This window comes from Sphingomonas sp. PAMC 26617, assembly GCF_000242835.1.
In the GTDB taxonomy this organism is placed as follows: Bacteria; Pseudomonadota; Alphaproteobacteria; order Sphingomonadales; family Sphingomonadaceae; genus Sphingomonas.
The window spans coordinates 6,156-23,256 of record NZ_JH594428.1; the positions used below are offsets into that span (position 1 = coordinate 6,156).

The window sequence follows — 17,101 nt, forward strand, 5'->3', positions numbered from 1 at the left end:
GCAACCGCAGTCTGCAAGCGAACCGACGATAACGGCAGCTTCCCGCCAGGCCAGGTCATTCCTGATGCAAAATTTAAACAGAGCGTGTGAAAAGTCGTGAGCAGCGGCGTAGACGGTCACGGGTTGCCGACACGTTGAGTGTTCGGTGTCGCCATTGCGTAACGTCAATCATAGAGCAGTTGGGGCTTTGAAATCGAGTTTAGTCGACGAAAACGGCACCATCCCGATTGTGGGGAGTTTGGTACGTACGGAGAATTGCTCTTGAACATCTATCGATCTGCCGCCCCACTCGCGGCCTCAGCATTGCTTTGGCTCGCAAATGATGCGGTCTTTGCCCGCGCGCGTGCGAACCCAAAACAAAGCATTGTCCAACCGCTCCGCACCCCGCCCGAGTATCGAAGCGTCCGGGGGGTTCTTGCGGTCACGATCGAGGCACAACCAACGCATGTCATGATTGGTGGTCAGACGATCGATGGCGCGACTTACAATGGCGATTATGGAGGACCGGTGCTGCGCCTACGGCCTGGCGACACGTTGCGGATGCACTTCGTCAATCACCTGCCGCAGATCACCAATGTGCACTTCCACGGCCTGTCGATCACGCCGGAGGGCCACGGCGACAATTCCATGCACATGATCGCACCGGGCGAAAGCTGGGATTACGTCTTCACCATCCCGAAGGATCACGCGCCCGGCGTCTATTGGTATCACACGCACGGCCACGATTTCGCTGAGCGCCAGATAATGGGCGGTTTAAGCGGCACGCTGGTGATAGAAGGTTTTCAGGACGAGGTGCCGGTGACCAAGCCTTTGGTCGAGCGGCTGATGGCACTGAAAGAATTCTCGCCGAACCCGGGCGGCCATCTCAACCACGTGCCCAAGCCGTCGCACGGCACGATCAAGACGATCAACGGTCAGCTCGACCCGCAGATCGCGATGCAGCCGGGCGAAACGCAATTGTGGCGAATGAGCGGGCAGACCGCGGACGGCTACTTTCGCCTTAGGGCCAAAGGCGTGACGCTTACCGTGCTTGGCCGCGATGCTCGACCCTTGGTAACGCCAGAGCCGACCAGCGAAGTGCTGATCGGCCCGAGCGAGCGGGTCGACGTTCTGGCGACGGCTGGCCCCCCTGGGCGCTATAGCCTAACGCAGGAGAAGACAGATACCGGTCCGCTTGGCGACATGTCGCCGCCACAAGAAATGGCATCGGTTATGGTTACGCCCGATCCGTTACGCCCAGCACCCGCGCCGCTCGGGCCGATCGTCGTCAACGCGCCGAAGCAGTTACCAGTGCCCGCCGACCATATCGACGCACACCGATTGGTCGTTTTTTCCGAGGACGTGACCTCGGGCCTGTTCTTCATCAATCACCAGACCTTCGACCCCAAACGCACCGACATCCGCGTACCGCTCGGCTCGACCGAGGAGTGGACGGTCCGCAACGCCTCGCAGGAGCTGCACGTCTTCCACATTCATCAGGTGCCGTTTCAAGTGGTGAGCATCAACGGCACGCCGCAGCCGTTCGTGGGCTTGCGCGATACGATCGACGTGCCAATCCACGGCGAGGTCAAGATCCGTATGGCGTTCACTGATCCCAGGATCGTTGGACGCTTCATGTATCACTGCCATATCCTTGAACATGAGGACAAAGGCATGATGGCTACGATCGAGGTGTACGACCCGAAGAAGGAAAAGGGATCGGACTCTAAAATGCCGGCAATGACGATGAGCGGCCCCGCGTTGGAGCGCCGTCATGTCGGCTAGGCGATATGGCGCGATCGCGGCACTCGCCGCAGTGGGCTTTGCGCCCGCGGCCTTTGCGCAATCGGCTGGCTCGACCAACGGTAACACGATGCAGGCCGGAAAAACCAAAAGCGGCGACGCAGGCGACACGGGCATGGGTGCCGAGCCTGTGAAGTCCTACCCCAAGATCACCCTCGACACGCTCGCCAATTTCGAGTTTTCGGGAATAGCGGCTGATGATGGCCCCAATCGCGGGCCACAGCCGTATCTGCGCTTCGACTCGGTCATCTCGGTCGCGACCAGCGAATCGCTCAATTTTTACGGCCTGTTCCAGTTCAAGGCGCGCCAGCCTCGCGCAGCGGACGATCCAAACAAGGATCTGTTCGTCAATCAGGGAGCCGGCCGCAAGGTCGGCGGCAAGTTCAAGGAACTTTACGCCCGCTACGGTACCTGGCGAGTCGGCAAGTTCGTGCAGAATTTCGGCCGCGCCTACGTTCTGTTGCCCGGCCCGTTCGCGGCCGATTTCATCGAGGAACCCGACCAGGGCTATGAGCCGAGCGAAATGCTCGGGGTTGAGAAGCTGCATGTGTTCGGCAGCGAGAAATATGGCTGGCAGCAGATTTCCGTGTCAGCCTTCATGGTCGACCGTTCGCCACTGCATCGCAGCTTCCCGTATGATGAGGGGCAAATCCATTACAAGGACGGCGGGGTCGGCAACACCCATCTGCCGACCAACGTTATGATCACCTACGATGCGCTCAACGTGCCGGTTGGGCGTGGGGTGCAGGCCACTGTCCAGGCTAGCGCGATCCATTGGGGACGCACCTACGGCGTACCGCGCGGCGAGTTTTGGTCGACGCTCGGCGGAGATGTTTCGATCCCGCTCGGCAACTCGGTGCGGCAGACCCTGCAGCGTCACTACACGCAGTTGCATCTCTACGCCGAGGGAGCGCGCCGCGCCAACTACAAAGGCGTTCCCGGCAGCGCCCGTAACTATGTCACGGAAGCGGCCGATTTCATGCGCGGGCCGTGGCGGTTCGACCTGTCTGCGACACAGCGGTGGACGACAGATCCCGTACTGATGACCCAGCAAGACCGGATCTACACTGGCACGATCGGTCATAATTTCGCGACGCAGAGCCTCGTGCTGCTCAGCGTCGCGCGCGAACGCGTAGCTGATCGGGCCGGCGTTTATGCCGGCATTCGGCTCGTTCAGACGTTGACGACATGCGCCCGTTGCGCCGGCGGCCCAGCATATTGATGTCGCACCTCTCGCTCGATGCGCGTTCCTGTTTATAAACGCAGGCTATTTTAAGGTTGCAGCCAAGTTAGCGCATCGAACTCTCGTGCGAAGCGGACACAGGCAGCGCGCTCATACACCCGCTGCCCCCCGGCACGGTTCGTCAGCACGACCGATCCATCGCCGCTAGCTGCCCGCCTCATTATCTCCGAGCCGCTCCAAGATCCAATCCTCGACATAGCGCGCGACCTTCCTCGCGACGCTCGTGCCCATACGATTGAAGGCGTGCGGGCTTTCCGGGGCAATCAACAATTCCGCGTTACCACTGGCGTCAAGCCAGCGGGACGCCATGCGCTCGCTATCCTCAAACAGCATGTCCTTCGTACCCACCACGAACAACGCGGGTGGCAGCCCCGACAGGTCGGCGTACAAAGGGGAGACGGAAGGGGCGCGGCGCTCATCCTCAGTCATGTCTGGGGTCAGCTTGCAGAGTGTCGCGCGCACGGTCGGACCGTGGAGGATCAGCGTTTCGGGTCCGGCGGCGCGTACCATCGGCGTGCCTGAAAAATCATACAGGCCGAAGAATAGCATCACACCGGCCACGCGTTTGATCTCCATGCCGCGGTCGCGCAGGCGGAGGAGCATCGCCGCCGCGAGATGCGCGCCGGCGGAGGAGCCTTTGACGATAATCCTGTCCGTGCCGAACTCCTCAAGCGCGTGCTCGATCGTCCACAATGCCGCCGCCTCGCAATCGTCAACTAGCGCGCTGATCGGGTTGGAGAGCGCCCGCCGATAGTCGATGCTCACCACTGCCACGCCGATGCGGGCTGCCAATTCGGCGTTCTGATCGTCGGCCATCCGTGCGTTACCGATCGTCCACCCGCCGCCGTGGCAGTCGAGGACCACGCCGCGACACTCCTGGTCTGGCCGGAATATCCGCAATTTCACGCTTCGGTCGAGCGCCGCGATTGTTTTGAGGCTACGGCTCGCGCTCGTCTGGCCGGCGCGAATTAGCGGGTAAATCTCCGCTACGCGTAGCAACACGTTCAGCGCGACGCGTCCGATCGCGGTCTGCATTCGCAATCTGGGAAGCATAGCCAGTTTGGCGTTCCACCGCCGTGCTTCATCAATGTCTTCGGCGGTAAATTTCGGCTGCATTCACATTAACGCGGCTGCCCCGTTTTCGGCCCACGCGGTAAACAACAGCATCAATTGTTCGGGAGTAAGCGCGCCGGACGACCATCACAAACTAAACAGTTTTGATAACAAAATGGCGAGCTTTCCCTGATACCCACCTGCGCTGCGGCTACACCCGTGGGCTGTCACTGTCATCAAAGCGAATTTTGAGCCGAGCGAGGCCACGGCGAATCCTGCTCTTCACCGTGCCGAGTGGTACGCCGTGCTGAACTGCCAACTCAGCATAGGTCAGACCACCGAAGAAAGCTGCGCAAATCATAGTACGTTGCCTCTCATCCAACGCTCCCAGATCAATATGCAAACGTCGACAGGTGTCGGACATGATGAGAATCGTCTCCGCACTTGCGGCGGGGTCTACTACGGCGACAGCGTCATCAAGTGAGGCAGTTTTTCTTATTTTCTGTTGACGCCGCCAATCGATCGATCGGTTTCGGGCGATTGTCGCGAGCCAGGTTATCGGACTCCCCCGCTCCGGTTCAAAAGCTCCAGCTCTCTTCCAGATCGTTAGATAAACATCATGCAAAACGTCCTCGGCCGCCTGCCGGTCGCCGCATATGCGCAGGCAAATACCGAAAAGTTTGGCAGATGTTAGTGTATAGACATCTTGAAAGGCTTGCCGGTTTTCTTCTCCAGTACGAATTAACGCTTCAGACAGACGAATCCTGGCAGCATTTTCTTCGTTCCCAACTAATAAACCTGCGGAGGGCCGCTTAATGGCGGCAATGGTTTCACCAATCCCGACCAACCGCATTCTCCAGAAAAAGTCGAAACGAGCCAGTAACAGCGCATGATTTTCCATGCCCGGACACGGCATTTTTCATCCGCATATTTGCGAATATGCGACTGAAACTCGCCAACAACGATATTGTTACGAAATAATCGGTGCATCGATTACGCTGCGACGGGAAGCCTCGGTGCACCCGTGTTGGCACTCAAAGAACCTTGGACCAATTGATGCGGCGGCTATCGGACCGTTAAGCGCTGCCACTGGCCGGTAGATTCAGACCGATTACGACTGCCTGCATCTCGCCAATTCAGTTAGCGGCAGTGTCGCACCTGCGAGTGCCCGCAAGTTAGTCCACGACATTAGCGTGCGCGCTGAGTACCATGAGCGGGGCCGGGAAAAACGATCGACGACGGCAGGGATCGCTTATCCGAATGAAAAGCAAAGAGTCCCAGACACTCGACAACGGCGAAATCGTCCTCTTGCCTCCGGCTCCGGCGATCCTGAGAGATGCCCTCCGCGGAGCGACGGCTGAAGTTCATGAACGACTTCATCATCATGTCGGGTTCGCCGCGGTCCAAGCCGGAACGATCGACCTCGGCACGTACATCACATTGCTAAGCCGCCTTTATGGTTTTTATCGCCCGTTCGAGGCCGCAGCGCAGCTCGCACCGGAACGCACGCAATGGCTGGAAATCGATCTGGCCGAGTTGGGCGTAAGCCACGAGGTATGCGAGAGGTTGCCCCGCTGCACGTTCCCGCAGCTTTTTTCGCCGGATCATATTCTGGGCGCGCGATACGTGGTCGAAGGTTCAGCGCTTGGTGGGCGCGGAATGGCGCGCCAGCTCGACGGACTGCTTGGGACGGGGGCAACCGCTGGACGGCAGTTCTTCAGCGGGCACGGGGCAGCGACTGGTGCCGTGTGGCGTGAATATCTCGCGCTCTTGTCGGCGTTCCCAAGTTCGACGCTACGTCACACTACGATCATCGACGGAGCGAATGCGACGTTCGCGACGTTTGAGCAATGGCTTACCGGATGGAACAATAATTATGACTGACTCCATCCTTGAGCGCGACCGGGTCGATCTGACCAACTGCGACCGCGAACCGATCCATATTCCCGGCGCTATCCTGCCGCATGGCGCGATGCTAGTGCTCGAATGCGACACGCTGCGCGTGCTTCAGGCCGCTGGCAACACCGAGGGACTACTCGGCAGACCGTTAGCCGAATTACTGGATCGGCCGGTCGATGGGCTGTTCTCGCGTGAGCAAGTCAATCTGCTCCGGGCGCTATGCAAGGAAACCGACCTTGCTAAGCCTCGCCACCTGCTCAACCCCGCTCTTCGGATCGTCGCGGAGCAACCGCTTGACGCCAGCGCCCACCGGGTCGACAATGCTTTAGTCGTCGAGTTCGAAGCCGCCACGATGACCGATGCCTTCGTTGCCGACCCGCTAGCCGCCGTTCAGCAGATGGTTGAGGGATTTGGCAGCGCGGCATCGCTGTATGATCTCTGCCAGATGGCGACAGCAAGCGTGCGTCGCGTCGCGCAATATGACCGGGTGATGATCTACCGCTTCATGGCCGATGGTTCCGGCTGGGTGATCGCCGAAAGCCGCATACCCGAACTCGCGCCGTTCCTCGATCTCCACTATCCAGCCGCCGACATTCCCCAGCAGGCGCGCGCGCTCTACCTCAAGAGCTGGCTGCGGCTCATCACACAGGTCGATTACGACCCCGCGCCGCTGATGCCGACGCTCAACCCGCGCACCGGCAAGCCGCTTGACATGAGCTATGCCATTCTGCGTGACGTCTCGCCGATCCACCGCGAATATCTGCGCAACATGGGCATCGATGCGTCGATGTCGATCTCGATCATCGTTGCGGGCAAGCTCTGGGGCTTGATCGCCTGCCATCACAACAGCCCGCGCGTCCTGCCGCGCCATCTTCGCGCGGTCTGTGAACTGTTCGGATCGATGTTCTCGCTCCAGCTCGAGGCGCGGGAACGCAGTGAACAATTCGAGGCCCGGCTCGCCAGCCGCAAGATCCTTCAGGAACTGATGCTCAACCTCGCCGGGGTCGAGGACTATGCCTACGGCCTAACACAGCAGACACCCAATTTGCTCGATTTCATCCACGGTGGCGACATCGCGCTCGACGGATCGCGAGGGGGCGGTGTCGCCGTGCGCGTCGAGGGCGAGGTGACCTTTCTTGGAACGACGCCCACCCGCGCGGAAATCCTCGCGCTGACCGAATGGCTGACGTCGTACATGACCGAGACGGAGGGCATTTTTTCTACCGACCGGCTGAGCGAAATCTACGCTCCGGCCAAGACGTTCACCAATGTCGCATCGGGGCTCCTGGTGATCGCGGTATCGCGCGATCCGTCGGATTTCATCCTGTGGTTCCGGCCGGAGCTGGTCGAGACGGCCTTATGGGCGGGCGATCCGGCCAAGCCGGTCACCATCGGCCCCGATGGCGATGGGCGCCTGTCTCCGCGCAAATCGTTCGAAGTGTGGAAGCACACCGTGCGAAATCGGGCCCTGCCGTGGTCACCAGCGGAACTCGATTCCGCGTTCGACCTCCGCGTCTCGCTTTTGCAGGTGGTTCTGCGCCGGATCGAGGCAGCGTCGCGCGAGCGGGCGAAGGCGCACGAGCGCGACAAACTGCTAATGGCCGAACTCGACCATCGGGTGAAGAACACGCTGGCGAATATCCAGGCTTTGGTCACGCAGTCGAGCCGCAGCGCTGAATCGGTCACTGCTTTCGTGGAGGGGCTCGACAAGCGCATCCATTCGATGGCCAAGGCGCACAGCCTATTGACCCAAAGCCGATGGGAGGGCGTGTCGGTCGACGGCATGTTGCGCGAGGAGTTGGACGCTTACGGCCCAGCGTCGGGTGTCGTGTCATTGGCGGGGGACGATGCCGTCCTCACCCCGAAATCGGCGCTTGCGCTGTCGCTCGCGCTGCACGAACTCGCCACCAATGCTGCGAAATACGGCGCATTCTCGATCGCGACTGGCCACGTCTCGGTCAAATGGCAGGTCCGCGACGACGGCGGGCTGGGTCTGTCATGGACGGAATCAGGTGGGCCGCCGGTCGTGCCACCGACACGTCGCGGGTTTGGGTCGAGCCTGATCGAACGGGCACTGACGCTGGAGACAGGCGGTCGCGCCACGATCGACTATCGGCCGGGTGGCGTTGTTTGCGACGTCGTCTTGCCGCGAGCGTCGCTCGTCGAGCTAAGCGTCAAGCCGGTAGCCAAACCTGAGCCGCTGAAAACCGAAATCGTGCAAGACGCGATGCCCGCAATGCCTCGGCTGCTGATAGTCGAGGATTCGTACCTCTTGATCCTTGCGCTCGAAAACATGTGCGAAGACCTTGGCTGGCAGATCGTCGGACCCGCGACCCGTCTCGACGAGGCAATGGAGATGGCGCGGACCGGGACTTTCGACGCCGCCTTGCTCGACGTTAATCTCGATGGAGAAATGTCGTGGGGAGTCGCCGACGTGCTGATGGGTCGAGGTATCCCTTTCGCCTTTAGCACCGGTTACGACCAGACGGATATGCTGCCTGAGCATCTCGCGGGCTCCCTTGTCGTGGCAAAACCGTATCGGCCTCATGAAGTCGAGCACCAACTGCGCCAGATGATGACAGCCGGTGCGCAGTTGATGACCTAGGCGAGCTGCCACCCAATCGCCGGTGATTGTGACACTGGTCGAGGTGGATTGTCGTGTGTGATTGGCGCCGATCGCTTCCCGTTTCCATACTCGTGACGGGTTTGGGAAGCTGTTCGCTTTCCCATTTCTCAATCCTTTTCGAGAAAAGCGGTGGGGAAGCAATGTGCTCAAAACGGCCGTTTTGTGAACAGTTTCCCGGGCCTCTTATGCTTATTCGCAATCGGTCGCTGGAAATAGCGATAGAAGGTCGAAACGTGTGGACAAGCATCAAAGCTTGACCTCGCCACAATTTACCTAATTACTTGTGAATAACATATATTCGAGGTCAGCGGCGGCTCCGATCGGACCTTGAAAAAATTATATTATTTTCCGTTTTCAGGAGCTTGTACCACGAACGGATCGGGGCCCACATCGACGCTTATCCAATATCATAACAGTGCTACAGCCACGTTGGCCGGAACAGGTCGTGAGAAGTAATAGCGCTGTCCTAGAGCACAGCCCATGGACTTGAGAATTATCGCTTCCGCGGGCTCCTCTACCTTTCCCGAACCGTACTAGCGGACGCGGCTATCAGAATGCGTTGATGGTGAACGGGATGCGAAGCGACGTCCTCACGTTTGCGGCGTCATTGGTTGCACCGACTTCGACGTTCCAGTTGACTGTCGTTTTCGGACTGGTGCGATAACTGACGCCAAACAGGAAGCGGCCAAGCTGTAGATCACGACTGGTCGTGTCGATCGCTGGTCCCGGCGTATTGTCCGTTGTGCTGAGCATTCGCAGCCGCGTGCTCGTGCCAAATGCCCAGGTATGTGCGTACCCAAAGCTGATCGATGTCCGCGGATTTAGCGATATCGCAATTCCCGCGCTCGCTGAGGGCGCGTCACCGGGGCGAACGCGGTCTACGAGCGTGCCACCAATCTGACGACCAATATTGCGACCGAAATTTCGAGTATAGCCAATTGTAGCGAATAGCACCGCAGGGTCGGACGGAAGGATGGCGGTCACATTGGGCGTGACGCCCCAAAATCCCGCTCCCGTGGCACCGCGCAGGGCATTACCGAGCGCATCGCGTGGCACAGCAAATGGGTCCGTTCCGGTCGGCGCTACGGCTTGAAGGCCAGCGATCAGATAGGGAGCGCCGCTTTGGCCATCGGTAATCTGATAGCGCACGCCAAAATCAATGTCTCCAAGGTTACGTGCGGTGACGGGGCTATCGATTTGGCCGGCGTTCGGACTCATTGGGTTAGCAACCGGCGCAATAACCGACTTGTCGGATCGATAGACAAACGGGAACCGGCCGTTGATTTCAAAACGGCTGGTCAAGCCAAGTCGTGCAACGACGGCAGCCGTAAGAACGTCCTGGCGGCTTTGATTGATATCAAATACACCGATCAGCACCGCTTCGGGTATCTGAACGCCTCGGAAAACTACATCGCTGCGATCAGAGCGCGCATATTCCAGATCACCTTCGAGCGTCAGCTGACCCGCTTTAGTGATAATGCCCCCTTGTTCTGACAAGACCGCAACTTGGACCTGCCGTTGATCGACGGGTGCAGAACCAACAGATTGAACTCCGTTGCTAAGAACCGACGCCGACTGTGCGACAGCCGTCGGCGGAGCAGGCGGTGGCGAGGCTGGCAAGGGAACCCCGCCGGGCGAAAGAGTGGAAGCGGTACCGGTTACGGCTGATGCGCCGGCGGGGCCAAGCCGGGCCTCAAGGGACATGATCCGCACCCGCTGTGCCTCCAGCACCTTTTGCTGCCTGTCGAGCTCTGCTCTCTCTGCCGCCAAAGCCTGGCGCATCTCCGCGATGCTCGGCTCGCCAGCAGTGGCCACACCAATCTGCGCAGACGCCGTACTCGATGTGATCAAGCTGACCACTACAAAACCTAGCGCGCACGCGCCGCTGCCCCGCCGCATTTCCTTCATATGCATCCCCTTTTCTCGTCTATCGCGAGCTTAATTAGCGACGGCTCGCAGCGTCGGCTGCAAGCCGATTGACCATTAATATACCACCTGACAATCCAGCAGGAATCCCAACCAGATCAACGTTGACTGAGCTGACGGTGTCGATAACCCGGTTACTGGCGGTATTGGAAACAACTGCTCCGGTCGCTTGGCCAACGAGATGATCGACCTGAACCGAGGGTGCAACCAGCGTTACGCGTGCGCCGCGGTCATCATTTGCAAGCGAAATTACGCCTGAACTTGCAGCTACTGCGGGACCGTTCGCCACAACAGGCACCATCGTCTGGCCTACGGCGTCGAGCCAGCCCGACGTAGGACCCGAAACCACGTTCACCGTCATCGGTGCGCTCGAGCTCGAGGCAACAATGGTAGTGCCGGTAGGGGAACGGCCCACGGAAACAGTGGGGATCATTCCGCTGCCACCTGTAATCACTGTCGTGGTTGTCGGTGCGGTAGCGGGGCTATTAGTGCCATCGGTATAGACCCGAATGCCAGGGTTCGGCTGTTCGCTGGTGTAAATGGTGTGCAATGCCAGGACACCGTCGATCCGCGTCTGAATGTCGATGCCGACGGCGACATTCAGTCCGTTCGGCAAAAGTACACCGCCGCGCATCGTCGCAAGTTCTCGGTCGGGGACTGGCAGCGTGCTAGTTTGCGAAATTAAAGGAGATGCCGCGACAAGTAGCGCAGTGACGAACGACATATCAGAACTCCCCTGATTGCGGTCGGGTGAGAGCAAGCGCCGCTAGATCGAGGGGATCCCCTCCAGGAAAAACATAACCGCGGGGCGCTCGTACCTGATCTCGCGCCATATTAAAATGAGCTTGCGCGACCGTTGACCGACCACTGACAATGAAGAACACACCATTCCATTGGCGCTGAAAACGACGAATGCTTTCGCGCCGAAGTCCAAGCGATGGATCGCCAAGCAGAAGAGTATCCTTATCGATGCCCTTGACGACTACAAAATGGCGATAACCATTAAAATTGATAAGAGCGATGCCGGGGATTTTGGCATCAGCAATCTGCGTAAGGCTGACTCTATAACCATCAGCAGCAAGACCTCGCGCGGCAAGGTACCGCTTCATGTCCAAAAGTGAAAAACCGAGGCGCTGGATCTGCGCCCTGTCGCCGTCATGCCACATTCCCAGAAAGACGCTTTGCTCATTCTGGGGATCGTCATAATGATAACGAAGCAAGGTCGCCAGCGCTGCCGATCCGCAGCTGAAATCATACTGCTGGCGAACCACGGTTTCGAACCTTCGACCGATCAAACTAGTCACCGGCACCGTAAAGTTCAGAGAATTAGAATAATTAAGCGGAGCACCGCCTTCAGGCAATGGTATGCTCGAACAGGCTGACAACGTCGCTGCCGCCCCGAATGATACCCGATGCCAAAAGACTGCTTGTTTCATCTACCGATTAATCGCAACGTTGACGTTTAGGGACGAGTTTATAGAAACATTGTTACCGGTGTTAGCGCTCAGTAGCGAAAGTCCGTTCAGGTTTTGGAACGAGCTACTATCGAAGTGGATAGTCCCTGTCTGTGAATTTCCGGTAACAGTATTACCGCTCACAACGCCGTTATTCTGAGCGTTGACGACCTGAGCAAGATCGGCCTGTCCGGTGACGACCTTCAGATCTGCGTTTTCTACCGGATTTACCGCGCCAAACGGGGCAGTCGAAGGTTCAGCGACAATCGGAGATGCGGCTGCTACGGGTTGTGTTTGTGCGTTAGAAACTTCTGGCCAAAGCGCGGCAATTACGACGAGCATCGCGATAGCTCGAGCTTGCGAATTTTTTACCATTTCAACCTCCGGACCAAGGAAGAAACGGGGCAGCACGCTGCTGCCCCGTTGCCTTCGCTTATCGTGCTCCGAGGCTGATCGTACCCGCGGAGACGCTGACATTGACTGCCGAATTCTGCGATGCCGCAGCGCCGGTGTTCATGTTCAGTGCCTGCGTGCCAGCAAAGTTCTGGAACGCGCCCGCGCCCGTGCTGAGGCTGTTGTTGATCGAACCGTCGCGGCTTCCCGACGGAGCGGCATAGTTTACCCGTACGCCGGTTACATAGCTGGCGAGCGTCGCAGACGACACAACGGCACTGTTGCCGAATGCGTTTGACGTTGCTGCCGTCCCCGTCCCTGCGCTCGCCACGGGTTCAAAGCGCATCGACGTGTCCGAATAACTCGCGTTCCCGCCGTTGGCTACCGATCCAGTTCCGCCGTTCGATGCGCTGGTCTTCACCGATCGATCCGAATTATCGGTGGTCGACAGATTGCGATTGTCGTTGGCGGTCGAGCCGTTGTTGGCAGCGACCTGGGCGCCGTTTGCCGAACTGGTCGTGGTCGACCGGTTCGAATTATCGGTGCTCGACATATTCCGGCTGTCGCTGGCGCTTCCGCCATTGTTGGCAGCGACCTGCGCACCGTTCGCGGAGCTCGTCGTCGTCGACCGATTGGAATTATCGGTGCTCGTCGAAGACATATTGCGATTGTCGCTTGCCGTTCCGCCGTTGTTGGCAGCGACCTGGGCGCCGCTGGCAGCGCTGTTGGTCGTGGTCATCCGCGAATTGTCCGTGGTCGAACGGTTCGAATTGTCGGTCGATGACCGGTTCGAGTTGTCGGTCGACGACATGTTGCGGCTGTCGGTCGCTGACGATCCACCGTTTGCGGCAACCTGAGCGCCACTGGCGGCGCTGCTCGTCGTTGAACGGTTCGAATTGTCCGCAGTGTTGTTCGTCGTTGAGCGGTTCGAGTTGTCGGTCATTGTGGACGAGCGATCCGAGTTGTCCGTGGACGTCGTGGATCGGTTCGAATTATCGGCCATCTGCGTGTTATTCGAGGTCGACATATTGCGGCTGTCGCTAGCCGAGCCGCCATTATTGGCAGCAACCTGGGCACCCGAAGCGCTGCTGGTCGTCGGAGTGTTGGTGGTTGATCGATTGGAATTGTCGGTGGACTGGGTTGTCGTCGACATGTTCCGATTGTCTTGTGCGGTTGCACTGTTGTTGGCCGCGACTTGCGCCCCGGTGACACCGGACGACCGGTCCGAGCTATCCGAAACATTGGTCGACCGGTTTGAATTATCGGCTGATGTCCGCGCCGAATTATCGGCGTAGTTGGTCGAGTTATTCGCATTGTCGGTCGTGGTGCGCGCCGAGCTGTCCGAAACGTTGGTCGAGTTATTTGCGTTGTCGGTCGAGGTCGACGTCGGGTTATACGACCCGGTCGTCGAGCTGGTTGGATTGTATGAAGCAGTCGCAACACTCCCGCCTGCGATCGTACCGTTATTCGTATTGGTGTTGGACGGTGTCATCGTCTGCGAAAGTGCTGGCGTCGCGATTGCGAGCGCGCTGGCCGAAGCCGCCAAAAGAGCCTTTTTCATATCGCCTCCTAAGACCGGCTTATGGAGCTGGCCTTTTGGCCGCCGATCTGAGCGAGATACGCGCCAGATTGAGAAATGGTTCATCTGAGATTAACCTTATTTTAAGCCTTTCGTGCGCTGCAACTTGAGACGGAAAAACCACCGGTCTACCTTGTGGCGCGCTATGCGCAATCGTCCGGGAGCAACCGGAAAAACGTGATAACGGACTGTTCTCCTGTATTTACATATCTGTAAATACAGGAGGCGTTTGTGGCATTCGAGTGGGAAGACGACAAAAAAGCCATTTCGAATCTCTCCAAGCATGGCGTGTCGTTCGAGCTGGCGCGGGAGGTCTGGAATGACCCTTTGCATGTCATCTTGCCCGATCGTGTCCAGGGACAGGAGCAACGCTGGCACGCCGTTGGGACGGTCGGCGCCGTCGTTATTCTGGTCGTCGCTCACAGCCATCCAGAGCTCGATAATGAAGATCGCATACGGATCATCAGCGCCCGAAAGGCCACGTCGCACGAAGGAACGTTATGAGCAGGAAGGCACTTAGCCCCGAATTGCAGGACCAGCTCGATCGGCTTGCTACCCTGCCTGACGATCAGATCGACACAACTGATATCCCCGAGATGTCGGCCGAAGCGTGGCAGCATGCTCGTTGGCCAGGGCTTTACCATCCTCTCAAAAAGCCGGTCGCGCTTCGCCTCGATGTCGATATCGTGACCTGGTTCAAAGAACACACCCGGGATCTGGCTACCATACCGAGACCAATCGTGTGCTACACTGCTATGTCACCGAGAGCGACACACGACCCTGACCTCTGGATCTTGCGAAAGGGAACCCTTTCGCAACAACCGGGACGGCAGAAAGCGATTAATTGTCGTCATTTAGGTCGCCGACTCGGTTCCTTGGGCTTGTGTGGGTTCTCCGGCGATACGCCCTTTGTGGCGTAGCGGGGTTAGTTCGCCTCTAAAAACCCGCCTCGACGGCGAGGCGGATGAGGTCTGCAGTCGTGTGCAGATCTAGGCGGCTCATCAGAATCGCGCGGTGCATCTTGACGGTCTTTTCCGCAAGATTGAGTTCCGCTGCGATCTGCTTGTTGAGCAAACCGTTCGCAACGAGTTTAAGCACCTGACCCTGCCGTGGCGACAGCGCCTTAACCATCTCGTCCGCGCGAATGCGCCGCATGCTCGACGGGGTCGCCGCAGCGGAATCAATCTCGATTTGCGATCCCAGGAAATACAGCAACGCGTCGTTCTCGTCGTAGATCGGTGCGACAAGAACGGCGTTGCGGAATGGGTGACCGTTGCGCTTGTAGTTCAAGATTTCGACAAGCACCGGACGATGCTCTCGTACACCGCGACGGATCTCCTCGGTCAGCCACGGCTCAGTCGCCGGGCCCGACAGGAAGCGGCAGTTGCGCCCAACGACTTCCTCGACCGTATACCCGGTTAACTCGCAGAAGCCGGCGTTACAGGCAACGATGGGGTTGTCGGGCAACCGCGGATCACTGATCACCGAAGGAATCGGACTATCGGCGACCAGACGTAAATGGCGGTCCCGTGTGGAAAGGAAATCGGCCTGTTTCGTCATATCAGCTGCGAGTCCGATACATGCCAACTTTCATACCGGCGGCGGAGCCGTGTGCCACCATAATTATTAGAGAATCGTGGGGAGCTCATGCACAAGAAACGATTGGCCGTCCCCGTAGTTTACAGTCCAGAGTATGTTCGAACATCTAGGTTGCGGTCCCTATGCCGCGAATTACCGAGCGATCTATCGGCTGGGCCGCAAGCTTATGGGTAAAAACGCGCTGTTCGTAATGCCTGCTATACCGCAACTGTTTGCCGAAAGCTGCCAGACCGCAATCAACTAAGCCGTGAAATCCGCGATCGGCGGCGCATCGGATTTCTGCATCACCGCAATGCCGAATTTCCGCTGTTCCAAGCGTGATGCAAAACTTTTGATTTTTGCATCAGACTCGGGCGCAACTCACGCTGTGATCGGTCTAACCGCTAACCGATCATCACGCCCGTCCAGTCCCGGCGCTCCCGTTTGCACGGGCGCTTCTCGGGCTTCTGCTCCGCCGCGCGACGGTCGGATAGGAGCGGGGTCGCGCGGTCTTCGGTCAAGCTCCGCAACCGCTCGCGCCCGCGCCATAGACGGCTCTTGTAGGTACCGGGCGCGATCGCCAGCCGCTCGGCCGCTTCCTTTATCGTCACGCCCTGGCTTGCCATAATCACGGCCTCGCGCTGCTCAAGGTTAAGCTCGGTCATCGCCCAATCGACGTCGCGCAGGTTCACAGACGCGGACTGGTTCTCGCTCACGCTTAGCAGTCGGTCGAATGCATCCTCGGGCATGTCGGCCTGAAATCGTGCGCGTCGACGGCCGGTAAGAAAGCTGTTGCGCATCACCGTCCGGATCCACGCGGCCATGCTGGTGCCGGGCATAAAAGTCGCCCTGGCCGTCCAGCATCGTAGCAACGTGTCTTGTAGCAGGTCGTCGCCGTCAACCGGGTTGCCGGTTAAGCGGCGCGCATAGGTACTGAGCTTGGCTGCTTGCTGAATCAGCATAGTACCGAACTCATCGTCATCCTCGCGCGCGATGCGCTCTGGCGTCCGGGCAAGCGCCAGTGCCGCGTCTTCCGCTTCTCGGCGTGTGGTCATAGGATAGCAACGCTTGGCGTCGCGCGCGGAGCCTCGCAGTCATACCGCTGAGCAAGCACAGGGGGCAGCTCACCCCATAAGTCGACTTCGAGGAACTGACATTTGGTCATAATCGACACTCGGCACGTCCATAAAGCGGCCGGGGCTGTTGAAAAATGCCGATCGCCTCGCCTCGCTGTGTCAGAAGGAATGGCTTATTGGGACGGAGCGGCCATCACTCTCGCCGAACCATGGTTTTCTTGAGCTTTCAGGTTAACTTTTTCGTCCCACGGACAACGCTTGAGTACGCTCAGCGCGGCGAGCCATTTCGTCCCATCGTTCAGCAGACCGAAGCGCTCGATCTCGAACATTGGGTAATACAGCTGTACTTGCCTCCAAGCGCTCGGCCGCCGCACGCTCCCTGAACAATTTTGCGTCGTCCGCCATGGTGTCTTTGGTATACAGGTTCGCCAGCCATATGGAGCCCTTTATGTCCGATGACACCTACCAGCCTAGGGTCACGACTCATTGATC

General features: G+C 58.8%; 18 protein-coding genes. 8 read left to right on the top strand and 10 right to left on the bottom strand.

Annotated elements, in window-relative coordinates:
- Positions 1-255 precede the first annotated feature (255 nt).
- Positions 256-1,764 (top strand): multicopper oxidase family protein, encoded by a 1,509-nt coding sequence (locus RH91_RS20795; RefSeq protein ID WP_081469615.1) that lies wholly within the window; start codon positions 256-258, stop codon positions 1,762-1,764.
- Positions 1,765-1,795: 31 nt separating this feature from the next.
- On the top strand, positions 1,796-3,004 hold the full coding sequence (locus tag RH91_RS20800) for a hypothetical protein (RefSeq protein WP_157137081.1): 1,209 nt from the start codon (positions 1,796-1,798) through the stop codon (positions 3,002-3,004).
- A 165-nt stretch (positions 3,005-3,169) separates the two neighbouring features.
- Here RH91_RS20800 and RH91_RS20805 read toward each other — a convergent pair whose 3' ends face one another.
- Together RH91_RS20805 and RH91_RS21990 are read right to left on the bottom strand one after the other, a co-directional pair.
- Entirely contained in the window at positions 3,170-4,060 is an 891-nt protein-coding gene (locus tag RH91_RS20805; protein WP_010165369.1) for an alpha/beta hydrolase, read from the bottom strand.
- Between the two features lie 229 nt (positions 4,061-4,289).
- Complete coding sequence (locus RH91_RS21990) at positions 4,290-4,979, bottom strand: sigma-70 family RNA polymerase sigma factor (RefSeq protein WP_232283645.1); 690 nt, start codon at positions 4,977-4,979, stop codon at positions 4,290-4,292.
- 359 nt (positions 4,980-5,338) lie between these two features.
- On the opposite strand from RH91_RS21990, the gene RH91_RS21320 reads away from it, so the two are divergent.
- Together RH91_RS21320 and RH91_RS20815 are read left to right on the top strand one after the other, a co-directional pair.
- Positions 5,339-5,962, top strand: a complete 624-nt coding sequence (locus tag RH91_RS21320) for a biliverdin-producing heme oxygenase (protein ID WP_010165373.1) — start codon at positions 5,339-5,341, stop codon at positions 5,960-5,962.
- Positions 5,922-8,582 carry an HWE histidine kinase domain-containing protein gene (locus tag RH91_RS20815; RefSeq protein ID WP_232283646.1) on the top strand — a complete coding sequence of 887 codons (2,661 nt, stop codon included), beginning with the start codon at positions 5,922-5,924 and terminating at the stop codon, positions 8,580-8,582. The genes RH91_RS21320 and RH91_RS20815 overlap by 41 nt, the downstream gene beginning before the upstream one ends.
- 570 nt (positions 8,583-9,152) lie before the next feature.
- Here the strand turns inward: RH91_RS20815 and RH91_RS23360 are convergent.
- From RH91_RS23360 to RH91_RS23365, 5 genes are read right to left on the bottom strand one after another with little or no spacing between them, the layout of a single operon-like run.
- Complete coding sequence (locus RH91_RS23360; RefSeq protein ID WP_157137082.1) at positions 9,153-10,511, bottom strand: transporter; 1,359 nt, start codon at positions 10,509-10,511, stop codon at positions 9,153-9,155.
- Between the two features lie 34 nt (positions 10,512-10,545).
- Positions 10,546-11,253: a hypothetical protein gene (locus tag RH91_RS22715; RefSeq protein WP_157137083.1), complete on the bottom strand. Its 708-nt coding sequence runs from the start codon at positions 11,251-11,253 to the stop codon at positions 10,546-10,548.
- Position 11,254: 1 nt separating this feature from the next.
- A complete protein-coding gene (locus tag RH91_RS21995; protein ID WP_010165379.1) occupies positions 11,255-11,965 on the bottom strand; it encodes a C39 family peptidase in 711 nt (236 codons plus the stop codon).
- Positions 11,966-12,394 carry a hypothetical protein gene (locus RH91_RS22720; RefSeq protein ID WP_157137084.1) on the bottom strand — a complete coding sequence of 143 codons (429 nt, stop codon included), beginning with the start codon at positions 12,392-12,394 and terminating at the stop codon, positions 11,966-11,968.
- Positions 12,395-12,416: 22 nt separating this feature from the next.
- Positions 12,417-12,722 carry a hypothetical protein gene (locus tag RH91_RS23365; RefSeq protein ID WP_232283647.1) on the bottom strand — a complete coding sequence of 102 codons (306 nt, stop codon included), beginning with the start codon at positions 12,720-12,722 and terminating at the stop codon, positions 12,417-12,419.
- Between the two features lie 31 nt (positions 12,723-12,753).
- Here RH91_RS23365 and RH91_RS23370 point away from each other — a divergent pair, with 31 nt between their 5' ends.
- The 4 genes from RH91_RS23370 (at position 12,754) to RH91_RS20850 (ending at position 14,459) form a co-directional block, all read left to right on the top strand.
- Positions 12,754-13,233, top strand: a complete 480-nt coding sequence (locus RH91_RS23370; protein WP_232283648.1) for a hypothetical protein — start codon at positions 12,754-12,756, stop codon at positions 13,231-13,233.
- 48 nt (positions 13,234-13,281) lie between these two features.
- Complete coding sequence (locus tag RH91_RS20840; RefSeq protein ID WP_010165381.1) at positions 13,282-13,671, top strand: hypothetical protein; 390 nt, start codon at positions 13,282-13,284, stop codon at positions 13,669-13,671.
- On the top strand, positions 13,672-14,025 hold the full coding sequence (locus RH91_RS20845; RefSeq protein WP_010165382.1) for a hypothetical protein: 354 nt from the start codon (positions 13,672-13,674) through the stop codon (positions 14,023-14,025). It abuts the gene before it with no gap.
- A 161-nt stretch (positions 14,026-14,186) separates the two neighbouring features.
- Positions 14,187-14,459 carry a BrnT family toxin gene (locus RH91_RS20850; protein WP_029624169.1) on the top strand — a complete coding sequence of 91 codons (273 nt, stop codon included), beginning with the start codon at positions 14,187-14,189 and terminating at the stop codon, positions 14,457-14,459.
- 432 nt (positions 14,460-14,891) lie between these two features.
- Here RH91_RS20850 and RH91_RS20855 read toward each other — a convergent pair whose 3' ends face one another.
- The 3 genes from RH91_RS20855 to RH91_RS22725 all read right to left on the bottom strand — a co-directional run bounded on the left by RH91_RS20855 (position 14,892) and on the right by RH91_RS22725 (position 16,938).
- Entirely contained in the window at positions 14,892-15,515 is a 624-nt protein-coding gene (locus RH91_RS20855; protein WP_010165385.1) for a LuxR C-terminal-related transcriptional regulator, read from the bottom strand.
- Between the two features lie 422 nt (positions 15,516-15,937).
- Positions 15,938-16,588, bottom strand: a complete 651-nt coding sequence (locus tag RH91_RS20860; protein WP_010165387.1) for an RNA polymerase sigma factor — start codon at positions 16,586-16,588, stop codon at positions 15,938-15,940.
- Positions 16,589-16,782: 194 nt separating this feature from the next.
- Positions 16,783-16,938: a hypothetical protein gene (locus tag RH91_RS22725; protein WP_157137085.1), complete on the bottom strand. Its 156-nt coding sequence runs from the start codon at positions 16,936-16,938 to the stop codon at positions 16,783-16,785.
- Positions 16,939-17,101: the final 163 nt, after the last annotated feature.